A 26,008-nucleotide genomic window follows, 5' to 3' on the forward strand; every position below is an offset into this window, starting at 1 on the left:
CACGTCCGACGGGCAAGAGCCTCTGAACCGGGAACACATCACGTGTTCCTGGTGAATAGGCTCGGTTCCTGAACCCGGCTTTCCGATTCCACTTAGCGGGTGCCAGCGCAAGCCCTCCGCGCTCCCGGGGAGACCCAAAGGAACCCGGCTGTCCGGAGCATCCCGGCCCTGAGCAGCAGGCACCCCCATCCCCGAGGAAGCCCCCCATCCGCTGCCCCAACCTCCGCCTCCGCTTTTTCCCCGGCCCCTTCTCAAAGCCCCCCCGTAAAGCGGTGTATCATTTTTCGGATCAGTATGGTATGATTAAGACAAATTCGTTTCGCGGAAGATAAGATTGGCGGAGGAGGACTGGATATGTTTGATATTATTTTGTATGATCTGGATGGTACTTTGACGGACCCTAAGGAAGGGATTACGAAAAGCGTGCAGTATGCGCTGAGATATTTTGGGATTGAGGAGGAGGACCTTTCGAAGCTGGAACCGTTTATCGGGCCTCCCTTGAAAGAGCAGTTTATGGAGTACTGCGGTTTTGAGGAGGAGAAAGGGGAGGAAGCGGTGTGGAAGTACAGGGAGCGGTTCTCGGTGGACGGGTGGAAAGAGAATAAGATATATCCCGGCGTGGCCGATATGCTGCGGAGGCTTTCGCAGGAGGGGAAAATCCTGGCGGTGGCGTCTTCCAAACCGACCCTCTTTGTGGATAAAATATTGGATTATTTTGAGATTACCAAATATTTTACGGAGGTCGTGGGCAGTGAGATGGACGGCAGCCGAACCAGGAAAAGTGATGTGATCGGAGAGGTGTTTTCCAGGCTTCGGATTGACGAGGAGAACAAGGACAGGGTTGTGATGATCGGGGACCGGAAACATGATGTGATCGGGGCTAAGGAAGCGGGAGTGGCCTCGATCGGGGTTACCTATGGTTATGGCGGTTATGATGAATTGGCCGGGGCGCATCCGGATTGGATTGTGAATTCGGTGGATGAGCTGACGGAGCTTTTATTAAAATAAGGAGGGGCGGATGGAAAAAGAACCGGTGTATGTAAGAATCTGGAAACTGGTCTATCCGCTGGGAATCAAGTATCTGGTGGAGGCGGTGGTAACACTTGCCGCGGCCGGGATATTCACGGCGGTATCCTTGTCTGCGCCGGAGGGCGCGGGCCGGGTGGATGGGCTGATTGTGAAATACAGCAACGGAATACTGCTGGCCGGCAATGTTTTGGTGCTTCCGGTTTTGTGGAAGCTTTTTCGGCGGGATGAGAAGCAGGGACTGCACAAAAGGGACGGGAGCGGGAAGTTTTCCTTCTTTTGGGTGGTTCTGCTGGCGGTCTGCGGCTGTGTCGGTTTTAATGGACTGATCGCTTTGAGTCCTTTGCCGGTCTGGTTCCCCCAGGGGCAGGAGGTTTTGAATACTCTCTACGGCGGGAATAAATGGATTGCGCTGTTTAATGTGGTGGCGGCGGCCCCTTTGGCGGAAGAGCTGCTGTTCCGCGGTATTGTGTACAGCAGATTGCGGGAATGGACCGGACCTTTTTATGGTATTTTGTGCAGTGCGTTTATTTTCGGCTTGCTGCATGGGAATGTTCTGCAGTTTGTCTACGCATTTCTTCTGGGACTTATCTTTGCTTATCTGTATGAGGTATATGGTTCCCTTAAGGCGCCTGCAGCAGCGCACTGTGTGGCAAACCTGTTTTCCGTTCTTTTGACGGAGACGGCGCTTGGGCGTGTGTTGGAGAAGCCGGCTGTCTATTATCTGGCTGTGGCGGCCGCCTGGGTGACGGGAGCGCTGATTTTAGTTAGGATGCATGGAAGAAATGGAAAGAAAGGAGAGGAGCCTATGGCAAAAGGACGCAGGAGGATGGAAAATGACAGGCTTTTGATTGAGGTGGACGATCTGGGGGCGGAACTCACCAGGATTTATGATAAATACAATAAAAGAGAAGTGATCTGGGAGGGAGATCCGGCTTATTGGAAAAGACATGCGCCGGTTTTGTTCCCCTTTGTAGGAAAGGTAAATGGGGATGTGTATCACTATCAGGGAAAGGAATATCCTTCCGGTCAGCACGGATTTGCCAGGGATTTACCCTTTGACCTGAAGGACCAGGGACCTGATTTTGTCAGCCATACACTGGAGGCCAACGATGATACGATGATGGTCTATCCGTTTTTGTTCCGCCTGAAGGTGACGCACACGTTAAAAGGCAACCGCCTGAAGGTGGCGTGGAAGGTGACGAATTACGGGAACAGCACCATGTATTTTTGCATTGGCGGACATCCGGCTTTTCGGCTGCCGTCAGATGCCGACGGAGGCTATGCCGGCTGGAAGATCCGTCTGGGGGAAGAAAAGCGCCCGGTATACCGGCTTCTGAATGGGGAGGGGCTGTGTGATATGAGCAGGACGTATCCGTTGGAGCTTACCGATGGGGTGTATACTGTGGATGAACACACCTTTGATCGGGATGCGTTGATTTTTGAGGGACGGCAGATCCAGAGAGCGGGGATTGAGTTCCCGGACGGTACGCCGTATGTGAACTTAAGCTGCGAAGGGTTTCCGTATATGGGGATCTGGTCGGCGAAGGGCGCCCCGTTTATCTGTCTGGAGCCCTGGTTCGGCAGATGCGACGATGCCGGATTTACCGGGGAGCTGTCCGAGAAGACAGGGATACTGAGTCTGGGGCTGGAGGAGAGCTTCCGGGCGGAATATACGATTGAAATATGCTGATATGTGAAAAAGAGTTTCGAGAAACTCTGCGCCTGAGGCGGGCCGCGTAAGCGGCAATTTGCAGTGAATACAACGAGAAACGCCCCGGCTATGGGGCGTTTCTAACATTTTTATGAGGGGGAGATAGTGAGTGTGTGATCAACTATCTGATACTTATTATAAAAGGAAAATATGTTTAAAGTATGACCAGAGTATAAAAGAAAAAGAAAAATTCTAAAAAATTTATTAAAATTAAATGAATTGATTTCAAAGCCCGGATCGACTATACTAAGACTATAACATGAAATGAGGAGGTACCAAGCATGCCCTTTTTAACGGAATACCTGAATGTTTTTATTATTGCGGTTGTTGTGATTATCGTAGTCCTGATCGTGGTTGCAGGCTATAAGAAAGCGCCGCCCGATACAGCTTTTATCATATCCGGCCTGCGCAAGAAGACTGTGATCGGAAAGGCCAGTGTAAAGCTGCCGTTTCTGGAAAGACTGGATACCCTGAGCCTGAAACTGATCGCCATCGACGTTAAGACTACCAATGCGGTACCCACCGCCGATTATATCAATATCCAGGTGGACGCGGCGGTTAATATAAAGATCAGCAGCGAGCCGACCAGGCTTGGACAAGCGGCGGAGAATTTCCTGAATCAGAAAACGGATTACATAGCGGCGATCGCCCGTGAAGTTTTGGAAGGAAATATGCGTGAAATCGTGGGACGTATGCGCCTGGAGGAGATGGTCAGCGACCGGCAGAAATTCGCCGAGCTGGTGAAGGAAAATGCGGAGCCGGACCTGGCGGCCATGGGCCTTGATATAGTGAGCTTTAATGTGCAGAATTTTACCGATAATAACGGAGTGATTGATGACCTGGGAATCGACAATATTTCCCAGATTAAGAAAAAAGCGGCGATTGCCAAGGCGGAGGCCGACAAAGAGATCGCGGTGGCGAAAGCGCAGGCGGACAGAGAAGCCAATGACGCCCGGGTAAATGCCCAGCGGGAAATTGCGAAAAAGAACAACGAGCTGGCGCTCCAGCAGGCGGAACTTCAGAAAATCGCCGACACCAAAAAGGCGGAGGCGGACGCGGCCTATAAGATCCAGGAGCAGGAACAGAGAAGGACCATCGAGATCGCAACCGCCGAGGCGAGTATCGCGAAGCAGGAAAAAGAAGTAATCTTAAAACAGCGGGAAGCGGAGGTAATGGAAAAATCTCTGGATGCCCAGATAAAGAAAAAAGCGGAAGCTGAGAAGTTCGGCCGGGAAAAAGAGTCGGATGCCGAGCTGTACGCCCGCCAGAAGAAAGCGGAAGCCGAGAAATTCGAGCGGGAAAAAGAGGCGGAAGCCCTAAAAGCGACCGCCCAGGCGGACCGGTATGCCAAAGAACAGGCGGCGGGCGGTATCCGTATGGTCGGTGAGGCGGAGGCGGAGGCTATCCGGGCCAAAGGACTTGCGGAGGCGGAAGCTATGGAAAAGAAAGCGGAGGCCTATCAGAAATATAACAAAGCCGCAATGGCCGAGATGCTGATCAATGTATTGCCGGAGATCGCCGGTAAGATCGCGGAACCGCTCACCCAGATCGATAAGATCACCATCATTGAGGGCAGTAACGGGGACGGAGTCGGCAACGTGGCGGGAAATGTGCCGGTCGTCATGTCCAAGGTGTTCGAGAGCCTGAAGGAAACCGTGGGGATCGATCTGGCGGAAATTGTGAAGGCGGACTCCTACGATGCGAAAGTTAACCGCAATGTGAACATCACCGGGCTTGAGGAAGCGGACCCTCAGACGAAGGGAACGGTGGCCGGAGCGGTGCTGAAAGAATAAGCTGCTAAGGAGCCGCAGCTAAGTGGAATTGATAAGCGGCTTCAGAGATTCCTGGGGCTGTCGCACTAACATAACGTTCTTCCTGTGGGTTTTGCAGGTATGCTGTTCCAAGCTATAAGCAGCGGACCTACGAAGTCCAAGGAAGAACGTTAGTTAGTGTGGCAGCCCCATCCTGATCCCTGCTTCCGGTAAAGGAATGCTATGGTATTGCTATGGAAATGCATGATAAATAGAAAAGGATAGTGTATATGATTAAAATCGCGGTAATCGATGACGATGTGTATATTGGAGATCTGCTGGAAGAACTGCTGCTGCGGGAAGGCTACCAGGTTCTGCGGGCGTATTCCGGCACCGAGGCGCTGCTGCTTCTTTCGTCAATCAGGCCGGATCTGGTCCTTTTAGATCTTATGCTGCCGGGTCTGAGCGGCGAGGACGTTCTTGCGCAGATCAACGGGATACCGGTGGTCATTTTAAGCGCAAAGGCAGACGTACAGGATAAAGTGAATCTGCTGTTGGGAGGAGCCGCGGACTATGTTACGAAACCGTTTGATACCGAAGAACTGCTGGCGAGGATCTCGGTGCAGCTTAGAAATGCGGCGCTGAGTGTAAGCCAGCCGGTGCTGGCCTTTGAGGATTTGACTCTTCATGTGGATACGCACCAGGTCCAACACGGGGATCATTTCATCAGACTGACCAAGACGGAATATGCCATTTTAAAATTATTGATGCAGAATCCGCAACAGGTCATTACAAAGTCGCAGATTCTGGAGAGGATCGCGAAAGACACCCCGGATTGTATGGAAAGTTCTCTGAAGATACACATCAGTAACCTGAGGAAAAAACTGCGGGAATACAGTGAAAAGGACTATATAGAGGCTGTCTGGGGAATCGGATTTAAAATGCGTGAGTCCGGATCTTAACTGTTTCTTTACGAATTTCTTAACCGGTTTCTTGACTACTGGGTGTTAAGATACCGGTATCAAACGTAAGGAGGCATAAACGATGGAATATGTTTTGACAACCAATGGCCTGACCAAGCAATATCGTAATTTTAAGGCGCTGCATGATTTCAATATGCATGTGGAAAAGGGGGCCATCTATGGATTTGTCGGTAAGAACGGCGCCGGTAAAACAACACTAATCCGGTTAGTGTGCGGCCTGCAGGAGCCGACAAGGGGAGAATACACGCTGTATGGTAAAAAGAATACACAACACGAGGTGAGCCGTGCGCGCCGGAGAATGGGAGCGGTGGTGGAGACGCCATCGGTCTATATGGAGTTGACCGCTGAGGAAAATATCAGGGAGCAATACCGTGTTTTGGGACTGCCGGTTTTCGATGGGGTGAAAGAACTGCTAAAGCTTGTGGGCCTTTCCGATACCGGGAACAAAAAGACGAAAAATTTTTCTCTGGGTATGCGCCAGCGGCTGGGCATTGCCATTGCCCTGGCAGGGGACCCTGACTTCCTGGTGCTGGATGAGCCGGTCAACGGCCTGGATCCCCAGGGAATTATAGAGATACGGGAACTGATCCTGAAGCTCAACCGGGAACACCAGATTACATTTCTTATCTCCAGCCATATTCTGGATGAACTTTCAAAACTAGCGACCCATTACGGTTTCATCGACAACGGACATATGGTAAAGGAAATCAACGCGCAGGAGCTGGAGGCGGCCTGCCGCAAATGCATGCGTCTGAAGGTAACGGATGCCGCCGTTCTGGCCCGGGTTCTGGACCGTATGGCACTCGAATATACGATTCTGGAGGAAGGACAGGCGGACGTCTTCGGCAATGTAAACATCACAAAGCTTGCGGTTGCCCTGGACGCGGAACAGTGCGAGATTACCTCGCTTCGCGAACACGATGAGTCTTTAGAGAGTTATTATGTAAGTCTGATGGGAGGTGGCAGTCATGAATAAGCTGTTAAACGCCAACTTAAGCAGGCTTTTCAAAAGCAGAGTATTTCTCGTATGTGCCGGCTTTATGGCAGTCTATGCTGTTGTGGCCTGCCTGTTTTGCAGTTATTACGGAATAGGAGTCTCCGTCGATGTGCTGCTCCTAAGTGCTTATGGGCTGGGAGGCATGATTACGGTGGCTGGTATTGTAATGGCGGCCCTGTGCAGTATGTTCATCGGGACGGAGTTCAGTGACGGCACCATCCGCAATAAGCTGGTTGTGGGACATGGCCGGATACAGATTTATCTGGCTAATTTTATTACCTGTGCCATTGCAGGTATCGTGTTGAATCTGGTCTACGGTATCCTCATCTGTGCCATTGGGATACCCATGTTCGGGGGCTTTCAGCTGGAGGCGGGTACTCTGATCTGCATTATTCTGGACGGATTGCTGATTATGGTATCCTACGCCGCTATGTTCAACCTGCTTGCCATGCTGCTTGCAAACAAGACCACGGCATCCGTTATCAGCCTGATCGGTGTGGTTGTTGTCATGTGTCTGTGCGCCTACCTGATCCTGCGGCTGTCGGAGCCCCAGATCACAGATCTCTATAACTTGGTCGACGGGGAATATGTAATGACCAGAGGGCTGAACCCTTATTATATAGAAGGATCAAAAAGAACCATAAGCCAATTTGTGATCGATCTGTTACCTTCCGGCCAGTCCCTTCAGCTTTCAGGGTTGAGCGCCCCTTATTTCTGGCCGCTCTCGTTATACTCCCTGGGAGTGGTTCTGGCTGCGAACACGGTTGGAATATTGGCATTTCGTAAAAAAGATCTGAAATAAAGGAGAAACTATGGATATCTGGTTATATGTCCTGTGCGGGATACTTACCTTAATTACCGCGCTGCTGCTCGTCTATATCTGCCAAATGAAAAAGGCGGTAAATGAAATTGGTGAAGAGTTTGCCGACCGGGTAAAAACCGATACGAACACCCTGATCGATGTCTCAAGCAATGATTCCAGTATCCGCCGCTTGGCAGCAGACATCAACGTACAGCTGCGGCTCCTGCGCAAGGACCGCCACCAGTATCAGCATGGAGACAGGGAACTCAAAGAAACCATCACCAATATATCCCATGATCTGCGCACACCGCTGACCGCTATCTGCGGTTACCTGGACCTGCTGAAAAGGGAAGAGACAAATGAGCAGGTATCCCGTTACCTGAATATGATACGAAACCGGACCCAGGCGCTGAAACAGTTGACGGAAGAACTGTTCCGATACTCTGTCATTATGTCAGTCGGGGAAGACAATGCTGCGGAAACGGTCAGCATAAATGCAGTTCTGGAGGAGGTCGTTGCCGGCTTCTACGGCGCGTTAAGACAGAAAAATATCGTTCCGGTGATTTCCATGCCGTCTGCGGAGGTGGTGCGAAGGCTAAACCGTAATGCGCTGTCCCGGATATTTGAAAATATTATCGGCAACGCGATCAAGTACAGCGACCAGGATCTGATGATCACCATGGACCAGAACGGCAGCATTTCATTTACAAATACTACGAAGACGCTGGATCCTATATCAGCCGGAAAGCTGTTTGACCGGTTTTTTACCGTTGAGAACGGTCGCGGCTCTACGGGGCTCGGATTGTCTATCGCGAAAATACTGACCGAACAGTTGGGAGGAAGTATCGTGTCTGAGTATGTTAAGGACCAATTGACGATAAGGGTTATATTTGCAGAGCATACCGGTGCTGCAGAGCAGGCCGGGACTGCGGAGTAATGCAGTTATACAGCAGGCCGGGGTCAGAGAATCCAGCCCGTCGGACGTGAAGTCCGTCGGGTGGGATCCTTTGCCCCCGGCTTATTTTATTTCAGGAACAAATGCCGGCCGCCCGGTTTCCCGGGTGAAAAATCGGTCTAGGAATTCTTGTTTGGGTATGGTATCCTATGTAAGGTAAACACATAAAATAGTAGAAAGATGCCGGAGGCGTTTGCATGATAGAGTTAGGTAAATTGTTGGAGAGGCTTGAGTACAGCTGTGAGGCCGGGGATATGGATGTCCTGGTGGGGGCGGTACGTTATGATACAAGGGAGATTGAAACGGGAGACCTGTTTGTGTGTATTAAAGGAAACCGGGCGGACAGCCACGATCTGATCGGTGAGATCGTAAGCAGGGGGGCTAAGGTGATTGTGGCGGAACGAACGGTCCGGGTTCCGGCCGGGATTACGGTGATACAGGTTAGCGACAGCCGGTATGCGCTGGCGTTGATTTCGGCTTCCTATTTTGACTATCCGGCTGAAAAGATGAAATTGATTGGCGTCACCGGGACGAAGGGGAAGACGACGGTGGCGTATATGCTGCGGGAAATGTTGAAAAAAGCGGGGTATAAGACCGGGCTGATGGGAACCATCGTGACCGCGGTGGGGGATGAGGAACAGGCGGCCGGGAATACGACGCCGGAGTCTTATCTGATTCAGGAACTGCTGGCGCAGATGGTGGAGGCCGGCTGTCAGTATGTGGTGATGGAGGTGTCGTCCCAGGGGCTGAAGTTACAGCGTACGGCAGGGATTGTGTTTGATATAGGTATATTTACGAATCTGGGGCCGGATCATATCGGACCGGCGGAGCATAAGGATTTTGCGGAGTATGCCCAGTGTAAGAGCAGGCTGTTCCGTCAGTGCCTCGTGGGTGTGATGAACGGGGACGATGAATATCTGGATCTGATCCTGCAAGGGCATACCTGTGAGGTGGTTACCTATGGAATGGGACTTAAGAATGCGTATACTGCATCGGATCTTATGCTTTACCAGGAGGATGGAGTGCCGGGAATCCAGTTTCAGGTGAGCGGACGCTTGGAAGCGCGGATGCAGGTGGATATTCCGGGAAAGTTCAGTGTGTATAATGCGATGGCGGCTATCGCGGCCTGCGCGCAGTTAGGGCTGCCTGCGGATGTGATGGGCAGTGCGCTGCGGACGGTGAAGGTGAAGGGCAGAGTGGAGGTGGTTCCGGGCCCCTGGGATTTCACGGTATTGATTGATTATGCGCACAATGCGATGAGCCTTGAGAGCCTGCTGACGACACTGCGGGAATATAAGCCCCACCGCCTGGTGTGCCTGTTCGGATGCGGGGGAAACCGCTCGAAGCTGCGGCGTTATGAGATGGGGGAAATGTCAGGAAAACTTTCGGATTTTACGGTGATTACTTCAGATAATCCCAGATATGAGAAGCCGGAGGAGATTATAGCGGATATCAGAACCGGTATGGAGAAGACGGACGGCGCTTATATAGAGATCCCGGACCGCAGGGAGGCGATCGCCTGGGCGCTGCGCCATGGGCAAAAAGGGGATATCCTGATACTGGCGGGTAAGGGACATGAGGATTACCAGGAGATCTGCGGGGTGAAGTACCCGATGGATGAGCGGGTTATTATCCGGGAAATGATACAGCAGAAAAAATGAGGTGAGCAGGTGGCGGTTTATGCCGATGTGATTGTGGATATTACGAATGAAAAACTGGACCGGACGTTCCAATATCAGGTGCCGGAAGAGATGGAGCTAAAGATCGTCCCGGGGGTGGAAGTGGAGATCCCTTTTGGAAGGGGGGACCGGCTGATCCGGGGATATGTGGTGGAGACGACCGACCGGCCCGCCTATGATCCCGCTAAGATCAAAAAGATAAAGCGGATCGTTCCGGGCAGGGTTCCCATCGAATCCAGGCTGATCGCGCTGGCGGCCTGGATGCGGGAGCGCTATGGTTCTACCATGATTCAGGCGCTGAAAACGGTGATACCGATTAAAAAAGAGGTGAGAGCCAAACAAAAGCGTCTGATCCGGCTGGATCTGCCTGTAGACCGGGCCCGGACCTATCTGGAGGAGCTGAATCGAAAGCATTGTACGGCAAGGGCCAGACTGGTGCAGGCGCTTTTAAATGAGCCGGAGCTTGACTATGAACTGGTGACGAAGAAGCTTCATATTACCCCGGCGGTGATAAAGACTCTGGAAGAACAGGGGGTTCTGAGCGTTCAGGCAGAGCAGCTATACCGGAATCCGGTGCGGCCGTCGGACCGGCAGAAGACACAGGTCGTGTTAAATGACCAGCAGCAGTCGGTGGTTGACCAGGTGGTAAAAGACTGGGAGCAGGGGCTACGGCGCACTTATCTGGTGCATGGAGTGACGGGCAGCGGCAAGACGGAAGTATATATGGAAATCATTGCCCGCGTGGTGGCAGATGGCCGGCAGGCTATCGTTCTGATTCCGGAGATCGCGCTCACGTTTCAGACGGTTCTGCGGTTTTATCAAAGATTCGGAGACCGGATATCGATTATGAATTCCAGGCTGTCGGCGGGGGAGCGGTACGATCAGTTCGAGCGGGCGAAAAATAAGGAAATCAGCGTGATGATCGGTCCCAGATCCGCGTTATTTACCCCATTTCCCAACCTGGGCGTGGTGATTATAGACGAGGAACATGAACTGACCTACAAAAGTGAAAATGTTCCCCGCTATCATGCCAGAGAAGTGGCCATCCACCGGGCTTTGACGGAGGGGGCTATGGTGGTGCTGGGGTCTGCGACACCCAGTGTGGATTCCTATTATAAAGCCCTTCGAGGAGAGTTCGGCTTGTTCCGGCTGACGGACCGGGCTAAGAAAAATGCGCTGCCCCACGTATATGTGGAGGATCTGCGGGAAGAACTTAGAAGCGGGAACCGGTCGATTTTCAGCGCCAGGCTTCAGGAGCTGATACAGGACCGGCTGCAAAAAAAAGAGCAGGTGATGCTGTTTTTAAACCGCCGGGGTTACGCGGGATTTGTATCCTGCCGTTCCTGCGGGCATGTGATGAAATGCCCCCACTGTGACGTCTCATTATCCATGCATAATCATGGCAGGCTGGTCTGCCATTATTGCGGCTATGAGGAACCGACGGTCAAGAAGTGTCCGGAATGCGGTTCCCCATATATCGGCGGATTCCGGGCCGGGACGCAGCAGATCGAGGAGCTTTTGAAAAAACAGTATCCCCAGGCCGGAGTGCTCAGGATGGACGCGGATACGACCAGAAATAAAGACGGGCACGAAAAAATCCTGGCCGCGTTTGCAAACCGGGAGGCGGATATTCTGATAGGAACGCAGATGATCGTGAAAGGGCATGATTTTCCGGCGGTGACGCTGGTCGGAGTGATAGCGGCGGATCTGTCTTTGTATACGGGAGACTATCTGAGCAGTGAGCGGACCTTTCAACTGCTGACTCAGGCGGCAGGCAGAGCGGGCAGGGGGGACGTGCCCGGAGAGGTTGTGATCCAGACCTACCAGCCGGAGCACTATGCGGTGGTGACGGCTGCGGCCCAGAATTACGAGGAGTTTTACCAGCAGGAGATCTTATACCGCACGATTTCCGGTTATCCGCCTGCGGCCCATCTGCTGGCCGTGCTTTTGTCCGGGGCGGATCAGGAGGAGCTTGACCGGGCTTCAGGACTGTTGATCCGGCAGGTGCCCCGGGAACTGGAGGGACTTACGGTGATCGGCCCGGCGGAGCCGGCCGTGGCCCGGATTAACGATATCTATAAAAAAGTAATCTACCTAAAACATAAAAAATATGATACACTGACAGAGGTAAAAGATCATCTGGAACGGTATGCGATGGAGCAGCCGCTTCTTGAAAAAATAAATATGCAGTTTGATTTTAATCCAATGCATGCAGGTTAAGGAGTGAACGTAATGGCAATTCGGAAAATCAGAGTGATGGGCGATGACGTACTAACGAAAAAGTGCCGGGAGGTCAAAGAGATGACCCCGAGAATCCGGGAGCTGATCGATGATATGTTTGAGACTATGTATTCAGAATACGGTGTCGGACTGGCGGCCCCCCAGGTGGGGATCTTAAAGCAGATTGTAGTGATCGATGTGGATGATGATAATCCGCTGGTGATGATTAATCCCAGAATCCTGGAAACAAGCGGGGAGCAGACCGGTGACGAGGGATGCTTAAGCCTTCCCGGCCAGTACGGCCAGGTAACCAGGCCGGATTATGTCAAGGCTACGGCTTACGATGAAAATATGGAACCCTATGAGATAGAAGGGACCGGACTTCTGGCCCGGGCTATCTGTCATGAGACGGACCATCTGAAAGGGAAAATGTTCGTGGAGCTGGTGGAAGGTGAACTGCACGGCCCGCAGGAAGAGGAGTGAAGCACGGATGAGAGTTGTATTCATGGGAACGCCGGATTTTGCGGTGGGAACGCTTGAAAAACTGGCAGAGGCCGGATACGAGGTAGTGGGTGTGGTCACTCAGCCCGATAAGCCCAAGGGCAGAAACAAGCAGTTATCTGCTCCGCCGGTGAAGGAAAAAGCATTGGAGCTTGGCATACCGGTCTATCAGCCGGCACGGGTGCGCAATCCGGAATGTATCGAAGAAATCCGAAAATTTCAGGCGGATGTGATCGTGGTGGCGGCGTTTGGACAAATCCTGCCCAAAGAACTGCTGGAGATGCCAAAATTCGGCTGTGTCAACGTACATGCCTCCCTCCTGCCGGACTATCGGGGAGCGGCGCCGATCCAGTGGGCGATCATCGACGGCCGGAGCAAGACCGGCGTGACCATCATGCAGATGGACGAAGGCCTGGACACCGGCGATATGATATTGAAGCGGGAAGTCCCCATAGATGGAAAGGAAACCGGTGGCAGCCTATTTGATAAGCTAAGTGCCGTAGGCGCCGAGCTGTGTGTGGAGGCGCTGCGCCTGCTGGAAGCCGGGACAGCCGTATTCGAAAAACAGGAAGAAAGCCAAACCAGTTATGCGAAAATGATGAAAAAAGAGCTGGGAAACATAGACTGGAACAAGGACGCCGTTTCCATCGAACGCCTGATCCGGGCGCTGAATCCCTGGCCCAGCGCTTATACGCACCTGGATCAGACCGTTTTAAAAATCTGGGATGCCGACGTATTAGAGGAGGCCGGCGATGGGAAACCGGGCGAAATCATTCGGATAGAAAAGGACGCGTTCTGCGTGCAGACCGGCGATGGCGTGCTGTCCGTCAAAGAGGTACAGCTGGCCGGAAAGAAGCGCATGACCACGGACGCCTTCCTGAGAGGATATCCGGTAAAAGAGCATGTGATCCTGCCTTCCTGAGAATTGGCTGGCCAATTGGGCCAATTGGGGGGGACATGTCCATTCTGGTTTGGGACATGTCCAATTCGGTTTGGGACATGTCCATTCTGGTTTGGGACATGTCCATTTCGATTTGGGACATGTCCCCATTCGCCTGTCCCCATTCCCCTGTTTATGCCCGAATCCCGAAGCCAATCATAACGATTCCTGAAATTTCTATGAAATATTTATGAAATTCGGGATTTTAGGGTATGACTGTTGTATAATAAGAAAAATTCATGGAAGTAAAATTAAAGGAGGAATTTTCATGCCTTTCTATTATTTTTGGGACCCTACTTATATATTAATAATCATAGGGCTTATCTTATCCTTATGGGCGTCGTCCAGAGTGAAATCTACCTATGCTAAATATTCCAGAGTCCGCAGCATGTCCGGTATGACCGGGGCGGAAGCAGCCGCCAGGATTTTACACACGGCCGGAATCTATGATGTGCAGATTCAGCATGTGTCCGGAGATCTGACGGATCATTATGATCCGAGAAATAAAACGCTGAACCTGTCGGATTCCGTGTACGGTTCGCCTTCCGTGGCTGCGGTGGGAGTGGCGGCCCATGAGTGCGGGCATGCCATCCAGGACGCTAAGAGTTATGCTCCTTTGAAAATCAGGGGCGCGTTTGTACCGGTTGCGAATTTAGGCTCCGGGCTGTCCATGCCGTTGATCCTGATCGGGCTGATTTTCGGTGTAAACTCTCAGTGGGGGATACTGGTGGACGTTGGTATTATTCTGTTTTCTCTGGCGGTTTTATTTCAGCTGATCACCCTGCCGGTGGAATTTAACGCGTCCCGCCGCGCGATTCAGATGGTGGAGTCTACCGGGATTCTGTATGGGGACGAAGTGGACGGCACGAAGAAGGTGCTGTCGGCAGCCGCTCTGACTTATGTGGCCAGCGCCGCAGCGGCTATGCTTTCACTCTTACGTCTAATCTTGCTGTTCGGAGGAAGAAACCGTGACTAATGCGGTAAATACAAGAGAGCTGGTACTTGGGATTCTCATGGAAGTGACCGGAAAGGGGACGCACAGCCATCTGGTGATCCGTGACGTCTTATCTAAGTACCAGTATCTGGGAAAACAGGAGCGCTCCTTTATCACCAGAGTCTCCATTGGTACCCTGGAACAGATGATTCTCATAGATTATATCATCGATCAATTTTCCAGTGTGAAGGTAAAAAAGATGAAGCCGGTGATCCGGAATATATTGAGGAGTGCGGTCTATCAATTGAAATGGATGGACAGCATTCCTGATTCTGCTGTATGCAATGAAGCCGTGAAGCTGACGAGAAAAAAAGGGTTTCAGGGATTGTCCGGGTTCGTAAACGGCGTGCTGCGAAGCATCGCCCGGGGACCGGCGGAAGTCCGGTATCCCGATGAGAAGAAACAGCCGGCGGAATATATGAGCGTCCGGTATTCTCAGCCATTGTGGCTGACGCAGATGTGGCTGGATCGTTTCGGTCCTGAGACAACGGGGCAGATCCTGGGCGCGTTTCTGGAGGATAGCCCGACCTGCATACGCTGTAATACCGGCAGGATAAGCCCTGAGGAGCTGGCAAAGAGGCTGAATCAGCAGGGAATAGAGACCACGTCTTCTCCATATATAAGGGAAGCCATGGAAATCCGGGGCTATGATTATCTGGGCGCCCTGCCGGAGTTTGAACAGGGACTTTTCCAGGTGCAGGACATTAGCTCCATGCTGGCTGTCCGGATCGCAGCTCCCCAAAAAGGGGATACGGTATATGACGTTTGTGCCGCGCCGGGCGGAAAGAGCCTGTATCTGGCGGAACTGATGCAGAATACCGGCATGGTGACGGCCAGAGACCTGACACCTTATAAGGTGGGGCTGATTGAAGAAAATATTCTGCGCAGCGGCCTTACGAATATCCGGGCGCAAGTATGGGATGCCTGCGCGCTGGATGAAGCAGCGGTGGAAACGGCGGATCTGGTGCTTGCGGACCTGCCCTGCTCGGGACTTGGCGTGCTGGGGCGCAAGCCGGATATTAAATATCATATGAGCCAGGGACAGATTCGGGAGCTTCGCGGGCTTCAAAGAGAAATTCTTGGCACGGTACATAAGTATGTAAAGAAAGGCGGAGTTCTCGTTTACAGTACATGTACCATAGATATAGAAGAGAATGAAAAAAATCTGGAATGGTTTTTGAGTCAATTTCCATTTCATCTGGAAAGCATCGATCCTTATCTATGCGCAGCGTTAAGAAGCAATACGACGGCGCAGGGATATCTGCAGCTGCTTCCGGGCGTGCACCGGGCAGACGGGTTCTTTATGGCGAGGTTACGAAAAGATGGAGAATAAGGCAAAAATAGATATCAAATCCCTGAACCTTAAGCAGCTGACCGAATATATGGAGTCGCTGGGAGAAAAACCTTTCCGGGCGCGCCAGGTGTATCAGTGGATACATGAAAAGCTGGTTACGGATCTTGACGAGATGAGCAATCTGTCAAAAGAGCTGCGCGGAAAACTCAAGGAGAATTGTGAGTGGACTTCGCTGGAGCTTTTGGAGGAGCAGACATCACAGATCGACGGGACGAAGAAATTTTTATTCCGGCTGTCCGACGGCAATGTGATCGAAAGTGTCTGGATGCAGTATAAACATGGCAATTCCGTCTGCATCTCTTCCCAGGTCGGCTGCAAAATGGGCTGCCGGTTCTGCGCGTCGACCATAGGCGGGCTGGTCAGGAATCTGACGCCTGCCCAGATGCTGGATCAGATCTACCGTATACAGGCGCTCACAAAAGCCCGGGTGTCCAACGTGGTCGTCATGGGAACCGGGGAACCGCTTGACAATTATGATAATCTGCTGGCATTTCTTAAAATACTGACCGACGAACACGGGCTTCATATCAGCCAGAGAAATATTACGGTTTCCACCTGTGGGATTGTTCCGAACATCTACCGCCTGGCGGAGGAAAAACTCCAGATCACGCTGGCCCTCTCCCTGCACGCATCCAGTCAGGAAAAACGGCTGGAGCTGATGCCGGTGGCGAACAAATACGGCTTGGATGAGGTGTTAGAGGCCTGTGATTATTACGGGGAACAGACAGGGAGAAGAATGACGTTCGAGTACAGCCTGGTGGGCGGGGTAAATGATACCAAAGAAGATGCTGTCCGGCTTGCCAAGCTGATAAAACCGCTCCATGGACATGTAAATCTGATACCGGTCAACCCCATCAAGGAGCGGGATTATGTCCAGTCCGACCGGTCTGTAGTGGTGGATTTTAAAAATAAACTTGAAAAATGTGGAATAAATGTTACTATTAGAAGAGAAATGGGCAGAGATATAGACGGCGCCTGCGGGCAGCTGCGCAAACATTTCATAGACAGACAGGAAGAGAAAGGCGGGGGAGAAATGTGAAAGCATTTGCAATCACTGATGTCGGAGAAATTCGCCAGACTAATCAGGACTATGTATTTGCAACGGAACATCCGGTTGGAAATCTTCCGAACCTTTTCGTTGTGGCCGATGGCATGGGAGGACACAACGCCGGAGATTTTGCATCGAAGTATACCGTGGAACAGCTGGTCTACGCCATCAGACGCGACGAGGATACAAATCCGGTCAGGATACTTAGAAAGGCCATCGACTATGCCAACCAGGAGCTGGTGAAACGGGCCAGGGAAGATGAGACAAAAAACGGATGCGGAACTACGCTTGTGGTTGCCATCGTGCTGAAGGATTATCTGTATGTGGCCAATATTGGGGACAGCCGCTTGTATGTAATCGGCGATGATATCCGACAGATTACCAGGGATCATTCCCTTGTGGAAGAAATGGTGCGCCTCGGGGAACTAAACAAAGAAGAGGCCAAAAATCATCCGAAACGAAACGTGATTACAAGGGCGGTCGGTGCGGATGAGAGGGTGATTATCGATTTTTTCAGCCGGAAGCTGTCACTGGGGGATTTGGTACTGATGTGTTCGGACGGTTTGTCTAACATGCTGGAGGATGAGCAGATCCGCCAGATTATGAGGCAGCCGCTGGATATAGAAGCGAAAGCTTTGGAACTGATTCAAAAAGCGAACAGCAATGGCGGCAGAGATAACATATCTGTTGTCATTATAGAACCAGAAATAGGGGAGGCGGAAGGCTGAACGTAGGTTCATTCAACCCTCATCCTGTATGCAAAAGAAGCTTCTTTGAATCTTTTTTTGCTGAATTTATCGCGAAGGAAATGCGCAACTGGAGGTAAACATGTTAACAACAGGTATGTTTGTCGGCGGCCGCTACGAGATCATTGAAAAGATCGGGACCGGTGGTATGGCTGACGTCTATAAAGGAAAAGACCGTAAGTTAAACCGTTATGTCGCAATCAAGGTGTTAAAGAATGAGTTCAGGGGAGACACCACGTTTGTGGCCAAATTCAAGGCAGAGGCGCAGGCGGCTGCGGGTCTGGCCCATCCGAACATTGTAAATGTCTACGATGTGGGGGATGAGGACGGGGTCTATTATATTGTAATGGAGCTGGTGGACGGCATCACCTTGAAGGAATACATTGAGCGCAAGGGACGTCTGTCTTCCAAAGAAGCGATCAGTATCGCGATCCAGGTCTCCATGGGCCTGGAGGCAGCGCATAATAACCATATTATACACAGGGATATCAAGCCGCAGAATATTATTATTTCTACGGATGGAAAAGTGAAAGTTACGGATTTCGGCATTGCCAAGGCGGCGTCCTCCCAGACGATCAGTTCCAGTGCGATGGGTTCCGTTCACTATACATCTCCGGAACAGGCCAGAGGCGGTTACAGCGATGAAAAAAGTGATATTTATTCCCTGGGTGTAACTATGTATGAGATGGTGACCGGCCGGGTGCCTTTTGACGGGGATACGCCGGTAGTGATCGCTGTGAAACATCTGCAGGAGGAGATGATATCTCCCAAGTATTTTGCGCCGGAACTGCCCTACAGCCTGGAGCAGATTATTATCAAAATGACGCAGAAAAGCCCGGACCGGCGATACAACAATATGTCGGAAGTGATTCAGGACTTAAAGCAGGCGCTGGTCAGCCCGGAGGGGGATTTTGTAAAGGCGAGCCCCATAGACCAGACAGCCAAAACCGTCATGTTCACCAGAGATGATGTCAAACAGATTAAGCGGGAAACCGGTAGAATTCATGTGCAGCCGGAGCAGCGCTATGAAGACGAGGAATATGACGACGGGGAATACGAGGACGACGAATATAAATATGAGGATGAAGACTACGAAGATTCCGATGAGGACGATGAGGATGACGATGACAAAGAAGTAAATCCGAAGCTTGAAAAAATCATGACCATCGGAGGTATCGTGGCGGCGGTTATCATCGCTCTGATCGTACTGTTCCTGGTGGGCAAGATGGTCGGAATCTTCTCCTTCGGTTCCAATAAAGATAAGGACAAAGAGAACAAGGAACCGCAGACCACAGCGTCTGCCGAGACCGATCAGGTAGAGATGCCGAAGTTGGTAGGAATGCAGGAAGAAAAGGCCCAGGCAAAATTAAAAGAAATGGAACTGGGATATAAGACGACCTACAAGGAATCCAATGACTATGAAGAAGGCGAAGTCATGGAGCAGAGCGTAAAGTCCGGCGATATGGTGAAAAAACATACCACCATTGAACTGACCGTGTGCAGCGGGGAATCTTATGTTCAGCTCATCGATGTCAGCGGCCTGTCGGAAGATAAAGCGAAACAGAAGCTGGAAGACGAAGGCTTTAAAGTGACCATAGAAGAGAGCTACAGCGATGATGTGGATAAAGGGAACGTCATCAGTACGGACCCCAAAGCCGGCTCTGATGTGAAACCAAACCAGACGATTCGAATGACGGTCAGCAAAGGAAAAGAGATTCGGGAAGTAGTGATGCCTAATTTTACGAATATGACGATGGAACAGGTAGACACTTTAATAACCCAGAACAAATTAAAATGGGGAACCGTTACGGAACAATATAATTCCGGTGTGGAAGAAGGACGCGTGATCAATCAGAGCCCCAGCCAGGGAACTACCGTGACGGAGAGAACCGAAGTGAATGTAACGGTCAGCAAGGGACCGGAACCGACGCCCACCCCAACGCCGAATCAGGAATGGGCCAGCGTGCGGGTGCAGTTGAATGACGATGTGGGCGCTTATACAGGCGGCCCTGCCAGAATGGTGGTGGAGCAGTCGTTGTCGGATGGTTCCAAACGGACCGTGGACGTATTTTCCAACCAGACGTTCGGCATCCCGTTCAGCTATGTGCTGGAACCGGTGAAAGGAGCCTCGGGTATCTCTTCCGGTAAGGCATATCTGTACGAGACCGATCCGGCCACAGGCGAGGAAAAGAAAGTCGGGCAGTGGACGATCACGTTCCAGCCTTCAAATTAAGAGAATCAGGTGGTGAAACACAGCTGCATGCAGGGTAAGATAATCAAAGGAATTGCAGGATTTTATTATGTGCATCCCCAGACCGGGGATGCACGGCTTATGCCAGGGGCCAGAATCTACGCTTGCAAAGCCAAGGGCATCTTCAGAAAGGACCAGATGAAGCCGTTGGTAGGGGATAACGTCGCCTTCGATGTCACCCATGAGGGGGACGCCGAGGGAAATATCACCCGGATTCTGCCGCGTAAAAATGAACTGGTGCGCCCGGCGGTCGCCAATATTGACCAGGCCATGGTGATTTTCGCCATCAGTAAGCCAAAACCCAATCTGAACCTGTTGGACCGCTTCCTGATTACGATGGAGCAGCAAGGGATCGAAACGGTCCTTTGCTTCAATAAAAAAGATATTGCCACGGAAAAAGAATTGTTCCTGCTGCAGCAGACCTACGAGAAATGCGGATATCACATCGTATTTACCAGCGCGAAGGAAGGCGAGGGGCTAAGTCAGGTAAAAGAGCTGCTCTCCGGTAAGACTACGGCGGTAGCCGGGCCCTCCGGCGTCGGTAAATCTTCCCTGATCAACATCCTCCAGCCGGAAGCGGGCATGGAGACGGGAGCCATCAGCACAAAGATCGACCGGGGCAAGCATACCACAAGACATTCGGAGCTGATCTGCATCGATGAAAATACGTATATCATGGACACTCCCGGATTCAGTTCCATGTATGTGAATCAGTTTGAAAAAGAAGAACTGAAGGATTATTTTCCGGAATTTAAGGATTATGAGGATCAATGCCGGTTCCAGGGCTGTGTTCATATCCATGAACCTGGCTGTGCGGTCAAGGCCGCGCTGGAGGCGGGTGAGATCAGCAGTATCCGTTATGAGAATTACACGGAACTATTTGAAGAATTAAAGGAGAAAAGGAGATATTAATTATGTACGCTATAGCACCCTCTATATTGTCCGCGGATTTTTCCGCGCTGGGAGAAGATGTTAAAAAGGTGGAAAATGCCGGGGCGCAGTATCTGCATATCGACGTCATGGATGGCGACTTCGTTCCAAGCCTTTCCCTGGGCATGCCGGTGATCCGCTCTATCCGCAATAAATCGGATATGATCTTTGACGTTCACCTGATGATGTCTCATCCGGAACCATATATCGAAGAATTCGCGGATTGCGGGGCGGATATTATCACCGTGCACGCGGAGGCCTGCCGGCATCTGCACCGGACGCTTCGCCAGATCAGGGATTGTAATGTGAAAGCAGGGGTATCCCTGAATCCGGCCACACCGCTGTCCGTACTGGAATATGTGCTGGATCAGACGGATATGGTTCTTATTATGAGTGTCAATCCGGGATTCGGCGGCCAAAGTTATATTGAGAGCTCCACCAATAAGATATGGAAGCTGCGGGAGTGGATTAAGAGAGAGCAGCTGAACGTGGATATTGAGGTGGACGGCGGGGTAGGACTTGGCAATGCCCGGATGATCCTGGATGCCGGGGCTAACATCCTGGTGGCGGGATCTGCGGTATTTAACGGTGAATGTACGGCCAATGTCAAAGCCTTTCTGGATATCTTAAACGACTATAATGAATGATATATAGATTACACCATACCTGATAATAAGCCGTAGCAAGTACGGCACTGGAGGAAATTATGAAATTGGGAATTGTGGGCCTGCCGAATGTGGGCAAAAGTACATTATTTAATTCATTGACAAAAGCAGGGGCGGAATCTGCCAATTATCCGTTCTGCACCATTGATCCGAATGTAGGAATCGTGGCGGTACCGGACGAGCGTCTGGGCATGCTGGCCAAACTATATGATTCGGTAAAGATCACGCCGGCTGTGATTGAGTTTGTGGACATCGCGGGGCTGGTGAAGGGGGCGTCCAAGGGAGAGGGGCTTGGCAATCAGTTCCTGGCCAATATCCGTGAGGTGGATGCGATCGTACATGTTGTGCGCTGCTTTGAGGATCCCAATGTTATTCATGTGGACGGCAGCGTGGATCCTATGCGGGACATCGAAACCATTAATCTGGAACTGATCTTTTCAGATCTGGAAATACTGGAACGCCGGATTGCGAAGACATCAAAGGGAGCCCGGATGGACAAGGCTCTGGCGAAAGAACTGGAACTGCTGAACAAGCTTAAGGGCTATCTGGAAGAAGGAAAGATGGCGAAGGGCTTTGAGACGGATGACGAAGAGGAGCAGGCGCTGCTGGCCGGCTATCAGCTTCTTACCTATAAGCCGGTTATTTATGCGGCGAATGTCGCAGAGGATGATCTGGCGGATGACGGGAATGGGAATCCTTTCGTGCAGCAGGTTCGGAACTATGCGGCCCAGGAGCACAGCGAGGTCTTCGTGATCTGCGCACAGATCGAACAGGAGATCGCTGAGCTGGACGAAGAAGAAAAGAAAATGTTTTTGGAAGATTTGGGATTAAAAGAATCGGGACTGGAGAAACTGATTAAAGCAAGTTACTCCCTATTGGGCTTAATCAGTTATCTGACGGCAGGAGAACCGGAGACCAGGGCATGGACGATTACGAAAGGTATGAAAGCGCCTCAGGCGGCCGGTAAGATACACTCCGACTTTGAACGTGGATTTATACGCGCGGAGGTGGTCAACTATCAGGATCTTCTGGACTGCGGTTCAACAGCCGCGGCAAAAGAGAAGGGTCTGGTGCGGTTGGAAGGCAAGGAATATGTGGTAAAGGACGGGGATGTGATCCTTTTCCGCTTTAATGTTTAATGCTATAACTGGATAGAAATTCATAAAAGCCCGGGGGCTGTCATGGTTGAAACAGAGTCATACGGCCATTCCAGGGCTTTTTTACACTTACCATTTTCAGACGGAAAAAGCCAAAAGTCGAAATATGGGAGAAAATGATGTTTTAATTTGTTTGATTTTTGATTTATATGGAGTTAAAATGAATCTGTAGTCAAGAATCGACGGAATTAAGAGGCAGACAGGAGATTTTAGCGATGGACACGTCAATTCTTTTCCCCAACCTGGGGCTGCAGCTGGAGCATGTAGGAAAGAGCATCCGTGTATTCGGATTGGATATCGCCTTTTATGGAATTGTAATCGGAATAGGTATGGTAGTAGGCATTCTGCTGGCTTGCAGGGAAGCAAAAAGGACAGGACAGAATTCGAATGACTATATAGACCTGGCAATCTATGCGATCATCTTTTCCATTGTCGGCGCCAGACTGTACTTTGTGGCCTTTTCCTGGGACCAGTACAAAGAAGACTTATTGCTGATTTTTAATCTGAGGGCCGGAGGCCTTGCCATATATGGCGGTGTGATTGCAGCGGTCATCACTGTTTATGTGTTTGCAAGGAAAAGAAAATTAAACTTCTGGCAGATGGCAGATACTGGCTGTATAGGTCTGATTGCTGGGCAGATAATAGGAAGGTGGGGGAATTTCTTTAACCGGGAAGCCTTTGGAGGATATACCGATAACCTCCTGGCGATGCAGTTACCGGTATCGGCGGTCCGTGCGGGGGACATAAGTGCAGATATAGCGGCTCATATACAGATCATCCATGGAGTGGAATATATCCAGGTGCATCCCACATTTTTGTATGAGTCCCTGTGGAATCTGTGCATTTTCCTTGTTCTGTTGTGGTATCGAAAACAAAAGAAGTTTCAGGGGGAATTGTTTTTGATTTACCTTTTTGGCTACGGCCTTGGACGCGTTTGGATTGAAGGGTTGAGAACGGATCAGTTATTGCTTCCATTTGCAGGAATTCCGGTTTCTCAATTGCTGTCGGCAATCCTGGTGATCCTTTCGGCAGTTACAATAGTGGTAAGACACAGGCGGCTGAATAAAGGAGGAATGTAGTTATAGTTCGCAAAGAGACAATAGATGAGGTGTATATTATGCAAGATACAGAAGAGTTGAAAGCAAAAATTGAGAAAGCAAGATTGAAGTTAAATGCCTCTATTCAAAGTCGGGAAAATCTGCAGGAAGCATATGAGAATAGTGTAGAGGTTGACCTGTTGATTGAAGAGTACATCAAACGTCTGCAGGGAAGATAGGGCAGACGGGGTAAAAATTTCAATTCGATACTTAGCATGTAAAATAGTTCGTTTGGCAGACCAGGCCGGCCGGGTGGGAGCTTTCGTTTCCGCCTGGCCGGGGGGATGCTGGCGGGCTTTTTTTGATTGATTGGAATTTGCTTGCGATGCTGATGTGGAGCTGCTAAAAAGCATAAAGATGGGCGATCCTGTATGTCTTATGAAAATTACGCTCCATAATCCTGTTTGGCGATAAAAATAGCAGCGCTTAAAAATACCCGCTGACTAAGTTTCATGCAGCAGGCCTTGCCACCCCCGACATTGTGAACGGGGGTGGCAAGGCCTGCTGTTTGTTTCTGCGGGAAAATTCTTACATCAGTTTCTACTATATATAAATATCTTCCTGAAATATCTGTACAAATAAAAAATTCAACCCTTCCTTCCCCCTCCTTTTTCATGCAAACCCGTCTGCTCCTCCAAAAAATATGTCGAAACAGCACATGTGAAATTTGAATTTACTATTGAAATTTCAACCTGATTGGGATAAGATATATTCATGAGTGGTAGAAAGTGGTGAATAGTGGTTTTAGATGGTAAGAAAGTGGGGCCATCTGAGGGGAGTTGCGCGCGGATGTTCATGGGAGAATATAATCATTCCATAGATCCCAAGGGCAGGCTGATCATTCCTTCCAAATTCAGAGAGATACTCGGAGATGAATTTGTGGTGACAAAGGGATTGGACGGCTGCCTCTTCGTATTTCCCAACGATGAGTGGCAGGCTTTTGAAGAAAAGCTGCGAGCCCTGCCGATGGCCAATAAAAACGCCCGTAAGTTCTCCCGGTTCTTTATGGCCGGAGCTACTACCTGTGAGCTGGACAAGCAGGGAAGAATCCTGCTGCCCTCCACCCTAAGGGAATTTGCCGATCTGGAGAAGGATGTTGTTCTGGCAGGGCTGCTCAACCGGATTGAGATCTGGAGTAAAGCCAGATGGAATGAAAATAATACGTATGATGACATGGATGACATTGCGGAACAAATGATGGATCTGGGCTTAAATATCTGACGGGGATGAAAGAGGGAAGCTTATGGAATTTGCACATACATCCGTTTTACTGAAAGAAACCATCGACGGTTTGCACATACGGCCGGATGGGATATATGTTGACGGCACGCTGGGCGGCGGCGGACATGCCTATGAGGTATGCCGGCGCTTGTCGAAAAACGGCCGGTTTGTCGGAATCGATCAGGATGAGGCGGCAATTGACGCGGCCGGCAGAAGGCTGGCGGAATTTGAGGAACAGGTGGACATCGTCCGGAGTAATTACTGTGAGATGACACAGGTGATGAAGGAACTGGGGATTCAAAAGGTGGACGGTATCGTCCTGGATCTGGGAGTTTCTTCGTATCAGTTGGACGAGCCGGAACGGGGATTTACCTACCGGGAGGACGTGCCCCTTGATATGCGTATGGACAGACGGCAGCCGCAGACTGCCAGAGATATTGTCAATGAGTATTCTGAGATGGAGTTATACCGGATGATCCGGGATTACGGAGAAGATAAATTTGCGAAGAATATCGCAAAACATATAGTGGCGGCCAGAGCGGCGAAGCCGATTGAGACGACCCTGGAGCTGTCGGAGATTGTGAAAGCGGCGATTCCGATGAAATTCAGGGCAGTGGGAGGACATCCGGCGAAACGGACTTTTCAGGCAATCCGAATTGAACTGAACCGGGAGCTGGAAGTGCTGAAAAACTCTCTGGACGATATGATTGAGCTGTTAAATAGCGGGGGACGGATCTGTATCATTACTTTTCATTCCCTGGAAGACCGGATTGTGAAAAACATTTTCCGCACGAACGAGAACCCATGTACCTGCCCAAGCGATTTCCCGGTATGTGTATGCGGCAAAAAACCGAAAGGCAGAGTAGTGACCAGAAAGCCGGTCCTGCCTTCGGAGGAGGAACTGTTGACAAACAGCCGCGCCAAGAGCGCGAAGCTTAGAATATTTGAAAAAGGCGAAGTTTAAGAAAAGATTGGAA

At 50.8% G+C, this 26,008-nt stretch carries 24 protein-coding genes; 23 read left to right on the forward strand and 1 reads right to left on the reverse strand.

The genetic code is table 11. The annotated features are described in order from the left end of the window. Positions 1–348: 348 nt before the first annotated feature. From KTH89_RS19265 to KTH89_RS19365, 21 genes are all read left to right on the forward strand, one after another. Positions 349–1,008, forward strand: coding sequence for an HAD-IA family hydrolase (locus KTH89_RS19265; protein ID WP_334300830.1), 660 nt, complete (start codon positions 349–351; stop codon positions 1,006–1,008). A 10-nt stretch (positions 1,009–1,018) separates the two neighbouring features. Next, a complete protein-coding gene (locus KTH89_RS19270; RefSeq protein ID WP_238722787.1) occupies positions 1,019–2,719 on the forward strand; it encodes an aldose epimerase family protein in 1,701 nt (566 codons plus the stop codon). A 302-nt stretch (positions 2,720–3,021) separates the two neighbouring features. Beyond that, a complete protein-coding gene (locus KTH89_RS19275) occupies positions 3,022–4,533 on the forward strand; it encodes a flotillin family protein (RefSeq protein ID WP_158344612.1) in 1,512 nt (503 codons plus the stop codon). Between the two features lie 248 nt (positions 4,534–4,781). Beyond that, positions 4,782–5,453 (forward strand): response regulator transcription factor, encoded by a 672-nt coding sequence (locus KTH89_RS19280; RefSeq protein ID WP_238722788.1) that lies wholly within the window; start codon positions 4,782–4,784, stop codon positions 5,451–5,453. An 82-nt stretch (positions 5,454–5,535) separates the two neighbouring features. Next, positions 5,536–6,450 (forward strand): ATP-binding cassette domain-containing protein, encoded by a 915-nt coding sequence (locus KTH89_RS19285; RefSeq protein ID WP_158344607.1) that lies wholly within the window; start codon positions 5,536–5,538, stop codon positions 6,448–6,450. Then, positions 6,443–7,273, forward strand: a complete 831-nt coding sequence (locus KTH89_RS19290; protein ID WP_238722789.1) for an ABC transporter permease subunit — start codon at positions 6,443–6,445, stop codon at positions 7,271–7,273. Before KTH89_RS19285 ends, KTH89_RS19290 begins: the two co-directional genes overlap by 8 nt. A gap of 10 nt (positions 7,274–7,283) precedes the next feature. Then, on the forward strand, positions 7,284–8,210 hold the full coding sequence (locus tag KTH89_RS19295) for a sensor histidine kinase (protein ID WP_238722790.1): 927 nt from the start codon (positions 7,284–7,286) through the stop codon (positions 8,208–8,210). A gap of 218 nt (positions 8,211–8,428) precedes the next feature. Further along, positions 8,429–9,889 (forward strand): UDP-N-acetylmuramoyl-L-alanyl-D-glutamate--2,6-diaminopimelate ligase, encoded by a 1,461-nt coding sequence (locus tag KTH89_RS19300; protein WP_238722814.1) that lies wholly within the window; start codon positions 8,429–8,431, stop codon positions 9,887–9,889. Between the two features lie 9 nt (positions 9,890–9,898). Then, the gene (gene priA, locus KTH89_RS19305) at positions 9,899–12,127 is read left to right on the forward strand and encodes a replication restart helicase PriA (protein WP_238722791.1); all 2,229 of its coding nucleotides are present in this window, start codon (positions 9,899–9,901) and stop codon (positions 12,125–12,127) included. 12 nt (positions 12,128–12,139) lie between these two features. Then, on the forward strand, positions 12,140–12,610 hold the full coding sequence (gene def / locus KTH89_RS19310) for a peptide deformylase (protein ID WP_158344601.1): 471 nt from the start codon (positions 12,140–12,142) through the stop codon (positions 12,608–12,610). A 7-nt stretch (positions 12,611–12,617) separates the two neighbouring features. Continuing rightward, positions 12,618–13,550, forward strand: a complete 933-nt coding sequence (gene fmt / locus KTH89_RS19315) for a methionyl-tRNA formyltransferase (protein ID WP_238722792.1) — start codon at positions 12,618–12,620, stop codon at positions 13,548–13,550. Between the two features lie 286 nt (positions 13,551–13,836). After that, positions 13,837–14,544: a zinc metallopeptidase gene (locus KTH89_RS19320; protein WP_158344597.1), complete on the forward strand. Its 708-nt coding sequence runs from the start codon at positions 13,837–13,839 to the stop codon at positions 14,542–14,544. Next, on the forward strand, positions 14,537–15,895 hold the full coding sequence (rsmB, locus tag KTH89_RS19325; protein ID WP_238722793.1) for a 16S rRNA (cytosine(967)-C(5))-methyltransferase RsmB: 1,359 nt from the start codon (positions 14,537–14,539) through the stop codon (positions 15,893–15,895). The genes KTH89_RS19320 and rsmB overlap by 8 nt, the downstream gene beginning before the upstream one ends. Next, entirely contained in the window at positions 15,885–16,955 is a 1,071-nt protein-coding gene (rlmN, locus tag KTH89_RS19330; protein WP_238722794.1) for a 23S rRNA (adenine(2503)-C(2))-methyltransferase RlmN, read from the forward strand. The genes rsmB and rlmN overlap by 11 nt, the downstream gene beginning before the upstream one ends. After that, positions 16,952–17,692 (forward strand): Stp1/IreP family PP2C-type Ser/Thr phosphatase, encoded by a 741-nt coding sequence (locus KTH89_RS19335; protein WP_158344590.1) that lies wholly within the window; start codon positions 16,952–16,954, stop codon positions 17,690–17,692. The genes rlmN and KTH89_RS19335 overlap by 4 nt, the downstream gene beginning before the upstream one ends. Before the next feature lie 100 nt (positions 17,693–17,792). Continuing rightward, positions 17,793–19,943: a Stk1 family PASTA domain-containing Ser/Thr kinase gene (pknB, locus tag KTH89_RS19340; RefSeq protein ID WP_238722795.1), complete on the forward strand. Its 2,151-nt coding sequence runs from the start codon at positions 17,793–17,795 to the stop codon at positions 19,941–19,943. Between the two features lie 27 nt (positions 19,944–19,970). Beyond that, positions 19,971–20,873, forward strand: coding sequence for a ribosome small subunit-dependent GTPase A (rsgA, locus tag KTH89_RS19345; protein ID WP_158344709.1), 903 nt, complete (start codon positions 19,971–19,973; stop codon positions 20,871–20,873). 2 nt (positions 20,874–20,875) lie between these two features. Beyond that, positions 20,876–21,538: a ribulose-phosphate 3-epimerase gene (rpe, locus tag KTH89_RS19350; protein WP_238722796.1), complete on the forward strand. Its 663-nt coding sequence runs from the start codon at positions 20,876–20,878 to the stop codon at positions 21,536–21,538. Positions 21,539–21,597: 59 nt separating this feature from the next. Further along, the gene (gene ychF, locus KTH89_RS19355) at positions 21,598–22,695 is read left to right on the forward strand and encodes a redox-regulated ATPase YchF (RefSeq protein WP_158344584.1); all 1,098 of its coding nucleotides are present in this window, start codon (positions 21,598–21,600) and stop codon (positions 22,693–22,695) included. A 233-nt stretch (positions 22,696–22,928) separates the two neighbouring features. Next, complete coding sequence (gene lgt / locus KTH89_RS19360; RefSeq protein WP_158344582.1) at positions 22,929–23,792, forward strand: prolipoprotein diacylglyceryl transferase; 864 nt, start codon at positions 22,929–22,931, stop codon at positions 23,790–23,792. 38 nt (positions 23,793–23,830) lie between these two features. Further along, complete coding sequence (locus KTH89_RS19365) at positions 23,831–23,989, forward strand: Spo0E family sporulation regulatory protein-aspartic acid phosphatase (RefSeq protein ID WP_158344580.1); 159 nt, start codon at positions 23,831–23,833, stop codon at positions 23,987–23,989. A gap of 206 nt (positions 23,990–24,195) precedes the next feature. Here the strand turns inward: KTH89_RS19365 and KTH89_RS19375 are convergent, their stop codons facing one another. Then, positions 24,196–24,426 (reverse strand): hypothetical protein, encoded by a 231-nt coding sequence (locus tag KTH89_RS19375; RefSeq protein ID WP_238722797.1) that lies wholly within the window; start codon positions 24,424–24,426, stop codon positions 24,196–24,198. 173 nt (positions 24,427–24,599) lie between these two features. Here KTH89_RS19375 and mraZ point away from each other — a divergent pair, with 173 nt between their 5' ends. Further along, positions 24,600–25,031, forward strand: a complete 432-nt coding sequence (gene mraZ / locus KTH89_RS19380) for a division/cell wall cluster transcriptional repressor MraZ (protein WP_158344572.1) — start codon at positions 24,600–24,602, stop codon at positions 25,029–25,031. Positions 25,032–25,053: 22 nt separating this feature from the next. Beyond that, positions 25,054–25,995: a 16S rRNA (cytosine(1402)-N(4))-methyltransferase RsmH gene (gene rsmH / locus KTH89_RS19385; protein ID WP_238722798.1), complete on the forward strand. Its 942-nt coding sequence runs from the start codon at positions 25,054–25,056 to the stop codon at positions 25,993–25,995. The last annotated feature ends 13 nt before the right edge of the window (positions 25,996–26,008 follow it).

It is taken from the genome of Diplocloster agilis (genome assembly GCF_019042275.1).
Taxonomy (GTDB): domain Bacteria; phylum Bacillota; class Clostridia; order Lachnospirales; family Lachnospiraceae; genus Diplocloster; species Diplocloster agilis.

Excerpts from the sequence above, each read along its gene's own strand:
- KTH89_RS19270 (WP_238722787.1), top strand. The coding sequence starts at position 1,019 with ATGGAAAAAGAACCGGTGTATGTAAGAATCTGGAAACTGGTCTATCCG.
- KTH89_RS19275 (WP_158344612.1), top strand. The coding sequence starts at position 3,022 with ATGCCCTTTTTAACGGAATACCTGAATGTTTTTATTATTGCGGTTGTT.
- KTH89_RS19280 (WP_238722788.1), top strand. The coding sequence starts at position 4,782 with ATGATTAAAATCGCGGTAATCGATGACGATGTGTATATTGGAGATCTG.
- KTH89_RS19285 (WP_158344607.1), top strand. The coding sequence starts at position 5,536 with ATGGAATATGTTTTGACAACCAATGGCCTGACCAAGCAATATCGTAAT.
- KTH89_RS19290 (WP_238722789.1), top strand. The coding sequence starts at position 6,443 with ATGAATAAGCTGTTAAACGCCAACTTAAGCAGGCTTTTCAAAAGCAGA.
- KTH89_RS19295 (WP_238722790.1), top strand. The coding sequence starts at position 7,284 with ATGGATATCTGGTTATATGTCCTGTGCGGGATACTTACCTTAATTACC.
- def (WP_158344601.1), top strand. The coding sequence starts at position 12,140 with ATGGCAATTCGGAAAATCAGAGTGATGGGCGATGACGTACTAACGAAA.
- fmt (WP_238722792.1), top strand. The coding sequence starts at position 12,618 with ATGAGAGTTGTATTCATGGGAACGCCGGATTTTGCGGTGGGAACGCTT.
- KTH89_RS19320 (WP_158344597.1), top strand. The coding sequence starts at position 13,837 with ATGCCTTTCTATTATTTTTGGGACCCTACTTATATATTAATAATCATA.
- rlmN (WP_238722794.1), top strand. The coding sequence starts at position 15,885 with ATGGAGAATAAGGCAAAAATAGATATCAAATCCCTGAACCTTAAGCAG.
- pknB (WP_238722795.1), top strand. The coding sequence starts at position 17,793 with ATGTTAACAACAGGTATGTTTGTCGGCGGCCGCTACGAGATCATTGAA.
- rsgA (WP_158344709.1), top strand. The coding sequence starts at position 19,971 with ATGCAGGGTAAGATAATCAAAGGAATTGCAGGATTTTATTATGTGCAT.
- rpe (WP_238722796.1), top strand. The coding sequence starts at position 20,876 with ATGTACGCTATAGCACCCTCTATATTGTCCGCGGATTTTTCCGCGCTG.
- ychF (WP_158344584.1), top strand. The coding sequence starts at position 21,598 with ATGAAATTGGGAATTGTGGGCCTGCCGAATGTGGGCAAAAGTACATTA.
- lgt (WP_158344582.1), top strand. The coding sequence starts at position 22,929 with ATGGACACGTCAATTCTTTTCCCCAACCTGGGGCTGCAGCTGGAGCAT.
- KTH89_RS19365 (WP_158344580.1), top strand. The coding sequence starts at position 23,831 with ATGCAAGATACAGAAGAGTTGAAAGCAAAAATTGAGAAAGCAAGATTG.
- KTH89_RS19375 (WP_238722797.1), bottom strand. The coding sequence starts at position 24,426 with ATGAAAAAGGAGGGGGAAGGAAGGGTTGAATTTTTTATTTGTACAGAT.
- mraZ (WP_158344572.1), top strand. The coding sequence starts at position 24,600 with ATGTTCATGGGAGAATATAATCATTCCATAGATCCCAAGGGCAGGCTG.
- rsmH (WP_238722798.1), top strand. The coding sequence starts at position 25,054 with ATGGAATTTGCACATACATCCGTTTTACTGAAAGAAACCATCGACGGT.